Source organism: Rossellomorea aquimaris (genome assembly GCF_001877785.1).
Classification (GTDB): domain Bacteria; phylum Bacillota; class Bacilli; order Bacillales; family Bacillaceae_B; genus Rossellomorea; species Rossellomorea aquimaris_A.
Genome location: NZ_MINN01000106.1, coordinates 124,359 through 141,408 on the forward strand (window position 1 = coordinate 124,359; position 17,050 = coordinate 141,408).

General features: G+C 47.9%; 15 protein-coding genes. 14 read left to right on the forward strand and 1 reads right to left on the reverse strand.

Going from position 1 to position 17,050, the window contains the following annotated elements; translation table 11 throughout:
* Nucleotides 1–14: 14 nt before the first annotated feature.
* Nucleotides 15–932 carry a hypothetical protein gene (locus BHE18_RS15520; protein WP_071619433.1) on the reverse strand — a complete coding sequence of 306 codons (918 nt, stop codon included), beginning with the start codon at nt 930–932 and terminating at the stop codon, nt 15–17.
* Nucleotides 933–1,130: 198 nt separating this feature from the next.
* Here BHE18_RS15520 and paaX point away from each other — a divergent pair, with 198 nt between their 5' ends.
* The 14 genes from paaX to BHE18_RS15590 all read left to right on the forward strand — a co-directional run bounded on the left by paaX (nt 1,131) and on the right by BHE18_RS15590 (nt 17,049).
* Nucleotides 1,131–2,006, forward strand: coding sequence for a phenylacetic acid degradation operon negative regulatory protein PaaX (gene paaX / locus BHE18_RS15525; protein WP_071619434.1), 876 nt, complete (start codon nt 1,131–1,133; stop codon nt 2,004–2,006).
* 432 nt (nt 2,007–2,438) lie between these two features.
* Nucleotides 2,439–3,392, forward strand: coding sequence for an NAD(P)H-dependent flavin oxidoreductase (locus BHE18_RS15530; protein ID WP_071619435.1), 954 nt, complete (start codon nt 2,439–2,441; stop codon nt 3,390–3,392).
* Nucleotides 3,393–3,870: 478 nt separating this feature from the next.
* Nucleotides 3,871–4,875, forward strand: coding sequence for an ABC transporter substrate-binding protein (locus BHE18_RS15535; RefSeq protein ID WP_071619436.1), 1,005 nt, complete (start codon nt 3,871–3,873; stop codon nt 4,873–4,875).
* A 16-nt stretch (nt 4,876–4,891) separates the two neighbouring features.
* The gene (locus BHE18_RS15540) at nt 4,892–5,920 is read left to right on the forward strand and encodes an ABC transporter permease (protein WP_071619437.1); all 1,029 of its coding nucleotides are present in this window, start codon (nt 4,892–4,894) and stop codon (nt 5,918–5,920) included.
* On the forward strand, nt 5,895–6,689 hold the full coding sequence (locus tag BHE18_RS15545; protein WP_071619648.1) for an ABC transporter ATP-binding protein: 795 nt from the start codon (nt 5,895–5,897) through the stop codon (nt 6,687–6,689). The genes BHE18_RS15540 and BHE18_RS15545 overlap by 26 nt, the downstream gene beginning before the upstream one ends.
* A 186-nt stretch (nt 6,690–6,875) precedes the next feature.
* Complete coding sequence (locus BHE18_RS15550) at nt 6,876–7,271, forward strand: thioesterase family protein (RefSeq protein WP_071619438.1); 396 nt, start codon at nt 6,876–6,878, stop codon at nt 7,269–7,271.
* 51 nt (nt 7,272–7,322) lie between these two features.
* Nucleotides 7,323–8,429, forward strand: coding sequence for a Leu/Phe/Val dehydrogenase (locus BHE18_RS15555; RefSeq protein ID WP_071619439.1), 1,107 nt, complete (start codon nt 7,323–7,325; stop codon nt 8,427–8,429).
* Between the two features lie 772 nt (nt 8,430–9,201).
* Nucleotides 9,202–10,272, forward strand: coding sequence for a pyruvate dehydrogenase (acetyl-transferring) E1 component subunit alpha (gene pdhA, locus BHE18_RS15560; RefSeq protein ID WP_071619440.1), 1,071 nt, complete (start codon nt 9,202–9,204; stop codon nt 10,270–10,272).
* On the forward strand, nt 10,269–11,264 hold the full coding sequence (locus BHE18_RS15565; protein ID WP_071619441.1) for an alpha-ketoacid dehydrogenase subunit beta: 996 nt from the start codon (nt 10,269–10,271) through the stop codon (nt 11,262–11,264). Before pdhA ends, BHE18_RS15565 begins: the two co-directional genes overlap by 4 nt.
* A 21-nt stretch (nt 11,265–11,285) precedes the next feature.
* Entirely contained in the window at nt 11,286–12,479 is a 1,194-nt protein-coding gene (locus BHE18_RS15570; RefSeq protein WP_071619442.1) for a dihydrolipoamide acetyltransferase family protein, read from the forward strand.
* On the forward strand, nt 12,480–13,910 hold the full coding sequence (locus tag BHE18_RS15575; RefSeq protein ID WP_071619443.1) for a dihydrolipoyl dehydrogenase family protein: 1,431 nt from the start codon (nt 12,480–12,482) through the stop codon (nt 13,908–13,910).
* A 109-nt stretch (nt 13,911–14,019) separates the two neighbouring features.
* Nucleotides 14,020–15,138: a 4-hydroxyphenylpyruvate dioxygenase gene (gene hppD / locus BHE18_RS15580; protein ID WP_071619444.1), complete on the forward strand. Its 1,119-nt coding sequence runs from the start codon at nt 14,020–14,022 to the stop codon at nt 15,136–15,138.
* Between the two features lie 189 nt (nt 15,139–15,327).
* A complete protein-coding gene (gene hisC, locus BHE18_RS15585) occupies nt 15,328–16,437 on the forward strand; it encodes a histidinol-phosphate transaminase (RefSeq protein ID WP_071619445.1) in 1,110 nt (369 codons plus the stop codon).
* A complete protein-coding gene (locus BHE18_RS15590; protein WP_071619446.1) occupies nt 16,438–17,049 on the forward strand; it encodes a flavin reductase family protein in 612 nt (203 codons plus the stop codon). It abuts the gene before it with no gap.
* Nucleotide 17,050: the final 1 nt, after the last annotated feature.

Sequence of the window (17,050 nt, forward strand, 5' to 3'; positions counted from 1 at the left end):
GATGTGTCCTTCCTTTATTGTCTGTTTGTCTTTCGTGTTAACTTTTTATTGACCTTCCTCATGATGAAATAGCCTGCGTTGATATAGACGGCGAGGACCAAGAATTCATACCATAAAGCCAGGTATGTTTCAGTGGAGATTGGCATGAATAAGTTTGCTGCGGCGAGTCCCGTGTACAGGGATATTCCCAATACAGCCGTGTCCCTCAAGGACTGATAGGGGGACCACAGATCTTTTAAGTATGTTCCTAAAAGAATAAGTGTTATCGCTGTGAATAAGAGGCTATGTACAGTGTCAAACGACTGATCACGACCTACCTCCCAAATAGGAATCCAAAACAGTGCGGTTAAAAAGGAACAAACGGCCAAGAATGCTGTGAGTTTCTTCTTTTTATATACCCATTTTGAGTTACCTGTTTCTTCTCTTTTCTTGTAAGATTCAGGGCGCCATTGAGGATGAGTGCTATGCTCTTTAGTCACTGCCATTACATCAGGCAGCTGGGAATTGGATTTAAACTGTTTTTTCTTAATATCCTTGTAAAATAATTTATAATCTGTATGTGGTACATCCTTTAAATCCAGATCAGTGGTGAATACAGGGATAGTATGCTCGTTAAACAGCTGCAGCCATTTGGCCAGGTCTTCCTGAGTTTCGGCTAGGAATAGTAAATACTGGCCGGTTTGTTTATCCTCATACTGAATGACTATGTTTGCTGCGATCCGGAATCGAATCGTGCGGTCTGTACTCCTGGAGGAAGTCCAAGGCAGATATGCATAGCCGATTAATGCTTCGGTCATATTTTGATATGATACAGTCTTTTCTTCTATTTTCTTTGTTTCTTTATTGAATAATCTTTGGACGTACCCTTTTTCATTCCACCATGATTTATGAGCGGTCTTTCCTTCAACTGGATGATATTTTTGTAAATCCATATGCTCTCCTTCATAAAAAATTCTTTATATATTTTACGAACCTGCCATATAAAAGTTTCATAAATACTCTACCATTTTTAGAGAGTGGATCAGCCTGAAAATTTTTCTACTATTAATAAAATTATGATATGATACTATTTAAACGTAAAATGAACGGCATAATATATTTTGGAAAGATAGTAAAAAGGAGAGGCATCAATGAATACCAGATCAATGATTTTTACCCTATACGGGGATTACATACGCCACTATGGAAATAAAATTTGGATCGGCAGCCTCATCCGGCTGCTGAATGAATTCGGCCATAATGATCAGGCCGTCCGGGCGGCGATTTCGAGGATGAATAAACAAGGCTGGGTACAGGCGGAGAAACAGGGGAACAAAAGCTATTATTCCTTGACTGAACCCGGGGTGGACCGCATGGAAGAAGCCGCAAACAGGATCTTCAAGCTGAAGCCGCAGGACTGGGACGGGAAATGGAGAATCTTCATGTACAGCATCCCTGAAGAAATCCGCAGTATACGCGATGAACTTCGAAAGGAACTTGTGTGGAGCGGGTTTGGTACGCTTTCGACTTCGACATGGATTTCACCGAACAATTTGGAAAAACAGGTTCAATCGCTGATCAAGAAATATGACATTAAAGAATACGTCGATTTCTTTATAGCAGAATATCAAGGTCCCAATGAAAATCAGCGGCTCGTAGAAAAGAGCTGGGATTTAAAAGAGATCAATGAACGTTACCAGGATTTCATTGCTCACTACAGCCAGCAGTATATGATTGATAAAAACAAAATTAAAAAAGGCGATATGAGCGATGCAGAATGCTTTGTGGAACGCACAAAGCTCGTGCATGAGTATCGTAAATTCCTATTTGTCGATCCTGGACTGCCTGAGGAGCTTCTTCCTGAGAAGTGGCTTGGGTCCCATGCCGCTTCCTTATTCGCCGAGTACTACAAAGAACTCGCGGAACCGGCCTCCCGCTTCTTCGAAAGTGTTTTCGAAGACGGCAATGAACTGAAAAATAAAGACCTCAGCTACGATATCATGACCCATCCTTTATTGCTGGATTAAAAAAGTGTTTTAGCATATGTTAAACCCGAACTAAATGGCTTTTTTACAGCCAAATTAGTTCGGGTTTTAGTTTTAATTTATGCTTGTTAGTGTCTTCACAGCGGTTGATTGGAGTGCAAGACGAAGACTCCTAACCGAAATGCGGAAGGGCTTTGCTCAGAGGCGTGTGGCATAAGACGAATCGGCCTGGAAGGCGCACTTTGCCTTAATGGACGGTTTGGCTTATGACATGTGCCTCTAAGCCCTGAAGCTGGACAGTTCCTATCCTGAATAAGGAGAGGAGGCTCACGGGCTACCTGCGGAAAGCGAAGTCTTGCACGGAAATCATTAGCGGTATTAAGTACCGATTATCATTTTACTAGAATAACGAAAGTTACCTCTTGTCTAAATTTTTGTAAACGTATAACATGAATTTAACGAAGGGGGATTTTAATGAATAACTTAACGGAGATTCTCAATATTGACGTTCCCATTCTTCAGGGGGGAATGGGGAATATCAGCAATGCTCCTCTGACGGCAGCCGTTTCAGAAGCAGGAGCGCTGGGTACGATCGGCGTTGGTACAATGGGCGCCGATGAAGTAGAAAGTATAATCATAGAGACAAAAAATCTAACAACAAAACCATTTGCGTTAAATATTCCAATTGCCATCACCCCTCATTTACAGGAGATGGTCCGCCTGGTGGTTAAACACAAGGTTCCAGTCGTATCCTTATCGGCAGGAAACCCGACGCCGCTCATCCCATATTTTCATGAACATGGAGTGAAGGTCATCTGTGTGGTCGCTTCAAAGAAACAGGCGGTGAAAGCAGAACAAGCCGGGGCAGATATTATCGTGGGGGAAGGATATGAAGCGGCTGGGATCAATTCCAACCTGGAAACGACGACCCTCGCGCTCATACCTCAGCTCGTTGATGCCGTCAGTATCCCCGTGGCCGCTGCAGGAGGCATCGGGGATGGAAGAGGGCTTGCGTCCATGCTCGCGCTCGGAGCAAGCGGGGTTCAGATGGGGACGCGCCTGATCGCGACAAAGGAAGCACCGTTTCATGAAAACTATAAAACGGCTCTTTTGAACGCAAAGGATGACAGTACGGTGATTGTCGGGCGTTCAGTTGGAAAAGTAAGAAGGGTCCTGAAGGCACCTTACTCGGCGGAATTGCTCCAAAAAGAGAAAGAAGGAGTTCCTGCTGAGGAGTTCGGCAGGCTTACTTCGGAAGATTTTCATAGAATCGGTGCACTGGAAGGGAAGCTGGACCGGGGTTTCATCAATGGGGGACAGATCTCCGGACTGGTATCGGATATCCCGGCAGTGAAAGAGTTGATAGAGAAAATGATGAGAGATGCAGAGGGCATCTTTACGCGGTTGGTGAACCACAAAGTTAAATGATGGAGAACAGGCATGTTCCTTTTATGGGGGCATGCTTTTTTGTTGAAAGCAATCTTCAATACAACAGATGGGCACTGGCCTGACACCGGGTTATCGACCGTTTATCGATTTTATCGTCCGTTTTTTCGATATATCACCTAAAAACTTTTTTTATCGATCATAATATTAATTTATCGTCCGGAATTTTAATATATCGACCACTCTACAAAATACGACACTATTTGCACTTACCACGAAAGCACCACCCTCATCCTTCCCGTCACCCTATTAACAAATCAAAAATACATCTAGATATTCAGACCCAAACCGTCTATACTAGTATTAATTTTTAAATTTTCGGAATATTATTGACTATTTTGTGACGGTGATGATAATATAACGTTGTATTAACGAAGGTATCATTTTTTATTACAAGGGGATCTAATAGTCTACTAGACTATTAATCATAAAATTTTTCAAGAGAAAAAGGGGGATATCAATGAAGAAGAAGAGTTTGTTGTTCGGTGCCATGACAATGCTTCTGGGTATGACGGTATTATCCGGATGCGGCAGCAGTGAAAAGAGTTCGGCAGATGATGGTGACAAGAAATATGTCATCGGTGTCACCCAAATCGTAGAACATCCTTCCCTGGATGCTGCATTTGAAGGCTTCAAAAAGGCATTGGAGGAAAACGGGTTTAAAGAAGGCGAAAATGTTGAATACAATGTTCAGATAGCCCAGGGAGATCAAAGTAATTCACAAACGGCGGCAAAGAACCTCGTGGGTGACGGCGTAGACCTTATCTTCGCGAACTCTACCCCAAGCGCGCAGCATGCGCTCAATGCCACAAAAGAAATTCCGATCGTTTTCACTTCGGTGACGGACCCTGTTGGGGCTGAATTGGTGAAATCGTTTGATGAGCCTGGCGAAAATATTACAGGTACGACCGATACGCACCCCGAAGCGATTTCTAAGACTCTTTCTTTCGTAACAGACGAAATGGAAGCGGAAAAAATCGGTATCATTTATAACTCCGGTGAACAAAATGCTGTCGTTCAGGCAGAGGAAATCAATAAGTTTGCCAAAGACAAAGGAGTCAAAGTCGTAGAAGCTTCCGTTTCCACGTCAGCGGACGTCAAACAGGCAGCTGAATCCTTGACAGGGCGTGTGGATGCCATTTATATCCCTAAGGACAACACAGTGGTATCAGCACTTGAGTCGGTCATCGGTGTTGCGAACGAAAAGGATATTCCTCTATTCGTGGGTGAACTTGATTCATTGAAAAAAGGTGCGATCGCAGCAAGCGGCTTTAATTACGAAGATCTTGGTTATGAAACGGGAATGATGGCCGTCAAAATTTTGAAAGGTGAGAAAAAACCGTCTGAAATTCCTGTTCAGGCTCCGCAGAACTTCGATTTGATGTTTAACAAAAAAGCAGCGGAAGAGCAAGGTGTGGAAGTGAAGGATTCATGGTCTGATTTAGGAAAATTTCTTGAAGAATAAGGGAGGATGAAGATTCGTGCCAACAGCAATATTCGCATCCTTTGAATCTGGAATCATATACGCAATTATGGCCCTTGGAGTCTACCTGTCCTTTCGGATATTGGATTTTCCTGATTTAACGGTGGATGGCAGCTTCGTAACCGGGGCGGCTGTCGCCGCCACCATGATTGTCAGCGGCTACAATCCCGTGGCTGCAACGCTGACAGCGATCATAATTGGATTTGCAGCGGGATGTATAACAGGTCTGCTTCATACATTTGGAAAAATCAATGCATTATTATCAGGGATCCTGATGATGATCGCCCTCTACTCGATCAATCTCAGGATCATGGGACGATCGAATGTCCCTTTATTGAACCAGGATACAGCTTTTACAGGTGTTGAAAGTGTGTGGGCACCACTCGGCATCGATACAGCACTCAACAATCTCTGGATGGCAGTTGGACTCGGGGAACCTCTTCCTGGGACGTGGAGCATTCTGTTCATCATGGTCATCATCACGCTCGCCATCAAGTTCCTGACGGATGCTTTCTTGAAAACCGAGGTCGGTCTGGCGCTCCGTGCAACAGGCGACAATCAGCGTATGATCCGCAGCTTCTCCGCCAACACAAATCTCATGATCATTTTGGGGCTTGGGATTTCTAACGGCATGGTGGCCCTGTCGGGTGCGCTGATTGCCCAGTACAGCCGTTTTGCCGATGTCGGCATGGGGATCGGGATGATCATCATCGGTCTCGCTTCGGTCATCATCGGGGAAGCGTTATTCGGGACAAAGACAATCGCCCGCACGACTCTGGCAGTCATAGGCGGTGCGATCATCTACCGTCTTGTCGTCAGTATGGCGCTCAGGGTGGAGTTCCTTGAAACCGGGGACATGAAGCTGATCACGGCGTTCATCGTCATCCTCGCACTGATCATGCCGAAAGTGATGGACAGGTACAAGGATAAAAAACGAAAAGCACAGCGTATGGAGGAAAGAATGAATACGGTTCCTCTTGCAGAAAGGAAGGGTGATGACGGTGCTGCAATTAAATCGAATTCATAAAGTCTTCAATGAAGGCACACCGGATGAGAAAATCGCCCTCGATGATATCCAGCTGACCATGAAACCGGGGGACTTCGTCACGGTCATCGGAAGTAACGGAGCAGGGAAATCGACTCTCATGAACATCGTGTCAGGGGTCCTGCTCCCGGATGTTGGTAACGTTCTCATCGATGACCAAGATGTTTCCAGGGTATCGGAGTACAAGCGTTCAAAGCTGATCGGACGTGTCTTCCAGGATCCGATGGCAGGGACGGCCCCTTCCATGACGATCGAGGAAAACCTGGCGATGGCCTATTCCAGGAATAGGACAAGGACCTTCCGAATCGGTGTGACGAAGAAGAGGAAAGAATTTTTCAAAGAAGTACTCGAAACCCTGCATCTTGGTCTCGAAAACCGGCTGAACGCAAAAGTGGGAATGCTGTCGGGCGGGGAGAGGCAGGCGCTGTCACTGCTGATGGCGACTTTCACCGAGCCGTCGATCCTGCTGCTTGATGAACATACCGCAGCACTTGATCCGGCCCGAGCAGATCTGATCACGAACCTTACGAAAGAAATTGTGGAGAAATATCATCTGACAACCCTGATGGTCACCCATAATATGCAGCAGGCACTTGATCTCGGCAACCGCCTGATCATGATGGACAAAGGCCAGATCATCCTTGAAGTCAATGAAGATGAGAAGAAACATCTCACCGTCGAAGGACTTCTGAACGAATTTCAGCGGATCCGCGGCAGCAAACTCGCAAGCGACCGCGCGCTTCTATCCTAAAAAAGCAACGGGACTCCATCCCGTTGCTTTTTTGCGTTAAATCGCCATGGGACGGGCTTTGACCATGGTTGTAAAGATGTTTAAATTTTAACAATATATTGACTATTTATAATACTGAATGTTATTATATCGTTAAATTAACGTTATATGAAAATGCATAATGCGTTGGTTTAAAGGGGGAAAGCGATGAAGTCCGGTTTAGTTGAAGGACATACTGCGACGATCATGACAGAAGTGTCCCCTTCCATGCATGCCCAGTTCGAAGGAAGTGTGGTGCATCCGGTTTACTCAACCGTTTCGATGGTCTATCACATGGAATGGGCGTCCAGGAAAATCATTCTTCCTTTTCTTGAGGAAGATGAGGAAGGCATGGGGGCGAAAGTGTCTGTAGAGCACATGGCTCCAGCAGGCACCGGTGCCAGTCTTGAAATTAAAGCCGCGGTCATTAAATACGAGAAAAATATCATCGTGACGGAAGTGATTGTGAGAGATTTCAAGAATGACAGGATCATCGGCAGGGGAGAGGTCAAACAGGTTGTCCTGCCCAAAGAAAAAATAAGAGAAAGAATCGAACGTATATAATTTTTGAGCTCTAATCTGTAAGCGTTTACAAAAAGGTCTGGGGGAATCGGAATGGATATGTTTGAACAAATCAAGAACCATGAACAAGTTGTTTTTTGCAATGATGAAGATACAGGACTTAAAGCCATAATCGCAATACATAACACGACACTCGGCCCCGCACTCGGCGGCTGCCGCATGAGGCCATACGGATCAGTGGATGAAGCGTTGAACGATGTGCTTCGCCTGTCAAAAGGAATGACGTACAAATGCGCTGCAGCAGACGTCGATTTCGGCGGAGGAAAGGCAGTCATCATCGGTGACCCTGCGAAGGATAAGCATCCCGAATTGTTCCGTGCCTTCGGTCAGTTTGTGGAATCACTGAATGGCCGCTTCTACACCGGAACAGACATGGGGACTGAACCTGAAGATTTTGTCTACGCCCTGAAAGAAACGAATTGCATAGTAGGTGTCGATGAAGTATACGGAGGAAGCGGAGATTCGTCGATCCCGACTGCTATGGGGGTCATTTACGGACTGCAGGCAACGAACCAGACCATCTGGGGATCAAGGGATCTGCACGGGAAGAGCTATGCGATCCAGGGCCTTGGGAAAGTCGGTTATAAAGTGGCGGAGCGCCTCCTGGATGAAGGGGCTGATCTCTATGTGACCGATATCAATCAAGGTTCGATCGATCAGCTGGTATCAAAGGCGAAAAGCATGGGAGCGGCCATCAAAATCGTATCTGGCGATGAAATTTATTCAGTCGATGCCGATGTCTTTGTGCCGTGTGCTATCGGCGGGATCATCAATGACGACACGATCGATCAGCTGAAAGTGAAGGCAGTCGCAGGGTCTGCCAACAACCAGCTTCTCGACCTGTACCATGGTTTGAAGCTTCATGAAAAAGGAATCCTTTACGCCCCGGATTACATCGTCAATGCCGGCGGATTGATCCAGGTGGCGGATGAACTATACGAACCGAATAAAGAGCGCGTCCTGCAAAAGACAAGTGCCATCTATAACACCCTTCAGAATATTTACCTTCAAGCAGAGAACCAGCAGATGACCACAATGGAAGCAGCGGACCGCTTCTGCGAAGACCGCATCCACTCCCGCTCAAGAAGAAACAGCTTCTTCTCACACATGAAACGCCCGAAGTGGGCAGTAAGGCAATAAGAAAAGCGGAGGCGGCTCGTCCAGAGGCGACAAGCATAAGATGAATGGGCCTTGAAGGCGTCTTTTGCCTTCATGGACCATTTAGCTTATGACCTCGAGCCTCTAGCCGCCGGAGCTGGACAATAAGAAAAGCGGAGGCGGCTCGTCCAGAGGCGACAAGCATAAGATGAATGGGCCTTGAAGGCGTCTTTTGCCTTCATGGACCATTTAGCTTATGACCTCGAGCCTCTAGCCGCCGGAGCTGGACAATAAGAAAAGCGGAGGCGGCTCGTCCAGAGGCGACAAGCATAAGATGAATGGGCCTTGAAGGCGTCTTTTGCCTTCATGGATCATTTAGCTTATGACCTCGAGCCTCTAGCCGCCGGAGCTGGACAATAAGAAAAGCGGAGGCGGCTCGTCCAGAGGCGACAAGCATAAGATGAATGGGCCGGGAAGGCGCACTTTGCCTTCATGGATCATTTAGCTTATGACCATGAGGGGCCAGACACCGGAGTTGGCCAGAACAAGAAGTTCTGTCATTTTAAAAATGAAGATATTCTCTGCTTACTTTTCCTTAAGAAATGATTAAAATACAGAGTGGATTGAAGCGGAAGGCACTTGACTCCGACGGGATATAGAGGAAAGTCAAGACCCCGCAGGCGGAACGCCGAGGAGGCTCGACTTCCTCCCCGAGGAATCTTGTGCCTGCAGCGGAAAGGAACGTTCTATATTTTAAAGGAAATGCAATTAAACTACATTCTTTTTAAAAATAAGCACCACACGAGGTGATGAAATGAACGAGGATTTTCCAATCGTCCAAGTGATGGACAATCAAGGAGAACTTATTCAAACCGAATATGAAAACGAGATTTCAGAAGACATGGCCCGGCAATTTTATCGACATTTGATCAGGATCCGCACCTTTGACCGTAAAGCAGTCAGCCTTCAGCGGCAGGGCAGGATCGGGACATATGCTCCTTTTGAGGGACAGGAAGCCTCGCAGGTCGGGACGGCCCTCGCCCTGGATGAGAAAGACTGGCTCTTCCCGACATACCGCGATCACGGGGCCGCGATGACGTTCGGCCATTCCCTGTTGAACATCCTCCTGTTCTGGAAAGGGAGGAATGAAGGGTGTGTCCCTCCGGAAGGGAAGAACATCTTCACACCGGGCATCCCGATTGCCACACAGCTCCCGCATGCGGTGGGTGCGGCTTATGCCGAGAAAAGGAAAGGGACGAGGAATGCTGCGATTGCATACTTCGGCGACGGTGCGACGTCTGAAGGAGATTTTCATGAAGGCTTGAATATCGCAAGCGTATGGGAGGCTCCGGTTGTCTTTTTCAACCAGAACAACCATTATGCGATATCGGTCCCGATGCATAAACAAATGAAAACGAAAACCATTGCCCAGAAAGCACTGGCTTATGATATCCCGGGAGTCAGGATAGACGGCAATGATATTTTTGCTGTGTATTTTGAAACGAAAAAAGCCCTGGAACGTGCACGAAGCGGAGAGGGACCGACCCTGATCGAATCGGTTACCTGGAGATACGGTGCGCATACGACGGCCGATGACCCGACAAAATACCGCGACCAGCAGGAGAGCGATGAGAGACGGCGTGACAACGACCCGGTAGACAGGCTCGTGAAGTTCATGGAGAAAAAGGGCTGGATCGATGAGGACTGGATGGAATCAGTCGGTAATGAATGTGCGAAGGAAGTGGACCTCGCAGTTGATGAATTGGAAGCCTATCCTGCTGCAGATCCGAGTGTCATATTCGATTATGTTTTTGAAAAACCGACATGGACGATCCAGGAACAAAAAGAAAAGCTCCTGAAAAGTATGGGAGGGGTGAGCCGATGAGCACATTAACCAAGACAAAGATGCTGACGATGGTCGGAGCAGTCACGGATGGAATGAGAGTGATGCTGTCTGAACACGATGACGTGATGCTGATGGGGGAAGATATCGGCACCAACGGAGGCGTATTCAGGGCGACCGACGGACTGCAGGCAGAGTTCGGTGAAGACAGGGTCATGGATACCCCGCTCAGTGAAGCAGGGTTCATCGGTGCTGCGATTGGTATGGCCGTGAACGGCTTCAGGCCGGTGGCGGAAGTCCAGTTCATGGGATTCATCTATCCTGCCTATGAGCAGATCATGACACATGCTTCCCGTCTGCGCTCAAGGACCCTTGGGCATTTCACATGCCCGCTCGTGATCAGAGCTCCTTACGGGGCGGGGGTCAGGGCGCCTGAAATCCATTCTGACAGTACTGAAGCGATCTTTACTCATATGCCGGGCATCAAGGTGGTCTGCCCTTCAAGCCCTTATGATGCGAAAGGGCTCATGATTGCGGCTATCGAAGATCCCGATCCGGTCCTTTTCCTCGAACCGATGAGGTGTTACCGTTCCTCACGCGAAGAAGTGCCGGAAGAGAAATACACGGTTGAAATCGGGAAGGGGAAGGTAGTGAGAGAAGGGGAGGACGTCACGGTCATCGCCTGGGGGGCGATGGTGAAAGTGGCGGAAGAAGCCGCGGAAGAAGCTGCGAAGAAGGGGATTTCATGTGAAGTACTGGATCTGCGCACCCTTTATCCCCTGGATAAAGACCTGATATCTGACTCCGTCCAGAAAACGGGAAGAACGGTCGTGGTGCATGAGGCACATGCGACAGGCGGAGTGGGAAATGACGTTCTCGCCATCATCAATGATACTTCCTTCTTATATCAAAAAGCACCAGTTGAGCGAGTGACGGGCTTTGACACACCCGTTCCGTATTTCGGTTTTGAGGATTTTTATCTGCCTGATAAGAAACGCGTGCTGGAGGCAGTCAAGAAAGTGGCAGAATACTAGATTGATAGGAGGGGGGAGAGTATGGAGGTCAAACTTCACGATATAGGGGAAGGCATGACGGAAGCAAACGTGAATCATTTTCTTGTAAAGGCGGGGGACACCGTCAAAGCGGATCAGCCGCTGGTGGAAGTACAGACGGACAAGATGACCGCAGAAATACCTGCGCCTTTTTCAGGCAGGATCAAAGAATTGAAAGTCGGGGAAGGGGAAACGATCCCGGTCGGTACGACTGTTCTGCTGATGGAAAAGGAAGAAGGGGTCCCGGAAGCAGCCGCACAGCCGAAAAAGCCCCAGGGGATCAGGGCGAGGAGAGTGCTGGCTTCACCTTACACAAGGAAAATCGCCAGGGAAAACGGTGTGGACCTGGATGAGGTCACCGGAAGCGGGTCAGGCGGACGGATCCTTGATGAAGACGTGTACAGTTTTCTTCAAAAAGACACCGGCTCACCGCCTGAAGAGCCTATACGCGCTGAAGCGGCACCGGAAGTACAGGAATTCCAGCCGGACGCTGCCGCCAAGGATACAAGCACGATCCCGTTCAGGGGAAGAAGGAAACAAATCGCTTCAAAGATGACACATTCCCTTCGAACAATCGCGCACTGCACCCACTTTGAAGAAATCGACGTCACCAATCTGCTGGAATGGAAAGAAACGATGAAGAGTCAGGGACAGTCCATTTCAATGGGAGCTTATTTTATCAAGGTCATATCGATCTGTTTAAAAGAATTCCCTCTATTCAATGCGGAACTTGATGAAAAAAATGAGTGTGTCCATCTTAAACGGGAGCATCATATTGGTTTTGCAACAGACTCAGAAGAGGGGCTGATTGTTCCAGTCATCCGCAATGTGGAAGCGAAATCGATAAAAATCATCCATCAGGAAATGAAAGAACTGACGCGCAAGGCGCAAGAAAATAGATTGACGGTCAAAGAGATGACAGGCGGGACATTCACGGTCAGCAATGTTGGTCCGCTGAATGGATCGATCGGAGCCACGCCGATCATCAATGAACCTGAAACCGGCCTGCTTGCCTTCCATAAAACGAAGAAGCGGCCGGTGGTGAATGAAAAAGATGAAATCGTCATCCGTTCGATGATGAATGTCTCGATGTCTTTCGATCACCGGGTAGCAGACGGCGGTACGGCGGTACGATTCACCAACCGTTTGCGTGATCTGATCGAGGAACCCCAAACCTTGCTTCTGGAGTTGATATAAATGGTAGTGGGAGAAATCACGGAAGATAAAGATGTTGTCGTCATCGGCGGCGGACCAGGCGGATATCATGCCGCCATCAGGGCTGCAGGCCTTGGCCGGAGGGTGACCCTCATCGAAAAGGAAGAACTGGGGGGCACCTGCCTCAATAAAGGGTGCATACCGTCGAAGATCTTCACCCATTTTGCCCAGGAATATAAGAAGCTCGGTCATCTTTCAGAAATGGGAATGGAGTTCATGAAGACAGAGTTGAACTTGACCGTTCTTCAACAGTATAGGGAGAAAAAGATCACCCAGCTCCGCAAAGGGGTTGAAGCGCTCTGTAAGGCGAATGAAATTGAAATCGTGAAAGGGACAGCTTCTTTTCTATCGGATTCGAGGATCGGTGTGGAAAACGGTCATGAATTCTCACTGTTTAATTTTAAACAGGCGATCATTGCGGCCGGCGGAGAATTCCATTATGAAGAGGGCATTCAATTTGACTCAGAAAGGGTTCTTAAAGAGCGCGAAATCTTTACGCTGGAAGAAATCCCGAATGAGCTGGTCGTCTGCGGATCGGATTATATTTCACTTGAAATGGCTTCGTCCTTTGCCGTGCTCGGGAGCAGGATCACATTGATTCTGCCGGAGGGAATGCCGTTCGATTCCAGTATTACGAAAGAAATCCTGAGACTTTTTAAAAAGCAGAAGATAACCGTACTGAAAGACTGTGTACTTGAAGAGGTATCGAGAAACGGATCAGGGGTTCGCACGGTCCTGAAGAAAGGAAATGGCGAAACCATTTCTATTGAAAGCAGTCATTTCGCTGTAAGCGGAAGTGTAAGGCCGAATGTGAAGAATCTTGGTCTTGACCGACTTGGAATCGAATTGACCGAAGACGGGTTCATTAAAACCGACAACCTGGGAAGGACTTCGATTGATAACCTATGGGCGATCGGCGATGTAACGGATGGCCCGCCCCTTGCAGTAAAAGCGATCAGACAGGGCAAGGCGGCGGCAGAGGCCATCGCGGGCGGTCACCCTGAAGTCGACCTCCGATATATACCGACAGTCATCCAGCTTACTCCGCCAGTGGCTTTTACGGGGTTGAGTGAAAGGCGGGCGGAAGAGGAAGGGTATGCAGTTTCCGTGAGCGAATTTCCTGTGAGGGCGAATGGCTATGCGGGTGTGACCGGTGCATCAGACGGCCTGGTGAAGATTGTCTCTGATAAAGAAACCGATCTTATACTCGGAATCCATATGATCGGGGCAGGCGCCGTCGAGTTGATCCAAACCGGGGTCCTAGGACTTGAAATGGCAGCCAGGGATGAAGATTTCCGTTTTCCCCTGTATGCACATCCGGGGTTCGGCGAAAGTCTTTTGGAAGCAGTGGAAGCAATAAAGGGAGAGGCGGTCCATCTGCCTCCGCGCAAAAAACAGCCGGCTGGAAGATAGCGCACTTCATCGCAGAAAAGCGTTCAAGCTTTACCGGCCGCTCTTGAGAAGATGCGTGTAATTATTTACGATATATTCAGAAAATATAAAAAAGTTATATGGAGGGATCATGATGCAAGAGAATATGGCGAAGAAAAAAGAAAAAGCAGAAGAACTATTTCCGGTAAGGGACGTTGACTACCTGGAGTATTATGCGGGGAATGCAAAGCAGACCGCCCACTTCTTCTGTACGGCATACGGATTTAAAACAGTGGCTTACTCGGGTCTTGAAACAGGCAACCGGGACACGGTGTCCTATGTACTGCAACAGAATAAAGTACGCCTGGTGATCACAGGCAGCCTGCACGAAGGAAGCCGTGTCGCACAGTTCATCCATAAGCATGGCGACGGGATCAAAGATATCGCTCTTATGGTGGATGATGTTGAAAAGGCTTACAAAGGGGCTGTTGAACGCGGGGCTATCGAAATCATGCCGCCGGCCACACTTGAAGATGATGAAGGTACATTGAAAAAAGCCGTGATTGGTACATATGGTGACACGGTCCACACACTGATCGAGCGCAAGGATTACAAAGGGATCTTCATGCCGGGCTTTGAAAAATATGATTCGGCACTGAATAATGAAGATACCGGCATCATCGCGGTCGACCACGTCGTCGGCAACGTCGAAAGAATGGAAGAATGGGTTGAGTATTATGAGAAAGTGATGGGCTTCAAGGAAATGCGTCACTTCACGAATGAAGATATCACGACCGAGTATTCCGCGCTGATGTCCAAAGTCATGCATAACGGCGGAAGAATCAAGTTCCCGATCAACGAGCCGGCAGAGGGGAAACGCAAATCCCAGATTGAGGAATACCTTGAGTTCTACGGGGGGCCCGGTGTCCAGCACATTGCGATCCTGACAGAAGATATCGTGAAAACAGTCGGCAAATTAAAAGTAAACGGGGTCGAATTCCTGAATACTCCGGACTCTTACTATGACATGCTCTCTGAACGCGTAGGAGAAATAGATGAAGAAATTTCAAAGATTAAAGAACTAAATATTTTGGTTGACCGTGATGATGAGGGGTATCTCCTTCAGATTTTCACCAAGCCGATCGTCGACCGTCCGACACTGTTCATCGAAGTTATCCAGCGTAAAGGGGCAAGAGGCTTCGGGGAAGGAAACTTCAAGGCACTTTTCGAATCCATTGAACGCGAGCAGGAACGCCGCGGAAATTTATAAACCATATTAGTAGATACAGATAAATAAAGACAGATAGAGAGATATCGGGGTCAAAGGGAACGGTCAAGGGGGTTAACCCGTAAAGAGGGGAGCTGATTCCGGCTGAATAGATGCTTATTCAGTGCGGGGGAATCTTTTTACTCGAAACGGGTCAGCCCCCTTCATCCATGAGGAAAGCGGGGGACATGCATGGCACTTAAATTTAAAACAAGAGAAGCGGTAACGCATATCGCTCCCTATGTGCTGGGAAAGACATTGGCAGATCTGCAGAAAGAGCATGGATTGAGCAAAATCAGGAAGCTCTCGGAAAATGAGAATATTTATGGCTGCTCACCGAATGTGAAGAAATGGTTCAAGGAACAGGACGGGGATCTTTTTCTCTACCCGGACGGGGCAGCTATCGAACTATCAAATAAAGTTGCAGCATTCCTTGGTGTGGAGAAAGAAAAGCTGGTGTTCGGGAACGGGTCGGATGAAGTAATCCGGCTGCTGACAAGGGCATATATGACCTGCGGGGACGAAGCCATCATGGCCGATGTGACGTTTCCGAGATACCAGACGAATGTATTCCTTGAAGGAGGCTCTCCTGTCATCGTCCCCTTGGTTGACGGAACGCATGACCTGAAAGCCATGGCCCGGGCGGTCACTCCTAAGACAAAGCTCATCTTTGTCTGCAATCCGAACAATCCCACAGGAACCATCGTCGGAAAGAAAGAGCTCTTGGAATTCATTGAAAGCATCCCTTCACATATATTGGTGGTCGTGGATGAAGCCTATATGGAATATGTAACAACTGATGATTATCTCGAAACCCTGCCGTTACTGTCTCAGTTCGAGAATTTGATTGTCCTGAGGACCTTTTCAAAAATTTACGGCCTTGCCGGGCTGCGGGTCGGGTTCGGTGTGATGAACGAGGAAATCGCTGAACAGCTGAGAAAAGTAAAGGATGTCTTCAATGTGAACATGATCGCCCAGAGATCTGCGGTCATCGCGCTCGGGGATCAATCTTTCATACGCGAATGCACCCACAAAAATCAAATTGGACGGGAATACTTAGAAAAAGAGTTTCATCGTTTGGGAGTAAGCTATTTTCCCTCCCAGGCAAACTTCATCATGGTGGACATCGGACTGAACGGTGATCATGTTTCCTCCGAACTTGTGAAAAGAGGGATCGTCGTCCGCTCAGGGACCCTGCTCGGATATCCGGCGACCGTGCGGGTCACAATCGGCACGGAGGAAGACAATAGACTGTTTGTTTCTTCACTTGAACAAATTTTAAATGCGAAAGGAGGAGAGTGAATGGATCTCAAACCACACACCCTTCCCTGGCAGGACGCGTATAAATTAATGGTCGGCAGTATTCTGCCGCGGCCGATTGCTTTCGTCTCCACCCTTGACGCTGACGGGAGGGCGAATCTTGCTCCTTTCAGTTTCTTCACAGCCATTTCCGCGGAGCCGATGCTCGTCTGCTTCTCCCCGATGAGAAAGGGGAAAGACGGGGGCAAAAAAGATACTCTCTGGAATATCGAAGAGACGAATGAATTTGTCATAAATATCGTAAGTGAGGAATTCGTCGAGGAAATGAATAACTGTGCGATCGAATTCGACCGCGGAATCGACGAGTTTGAACAAACAGGCTTAACAAAGAAGGAATCGGTCACCGTCAGGCCTCCAGGGGTTGCAGAGAGCAAAGTGCAGCTTGAATGCACCCTGCATCAGGTCCTTCACTTCGGGGATCAGCCAGGTGCAGGAAGCCTTGTGATCGGCAAGGTGGAATGCGTTAGGATCGACGACGACCTTTATTATGACGGGAAGATCGATTCACAGAAATTAAAGCCTGTCGGCAGGCTTGCCGGCCAATCGTATACGAAACCGCTGGCGGATTCGTTTGAAATGATCAGGAAAAGGTGAT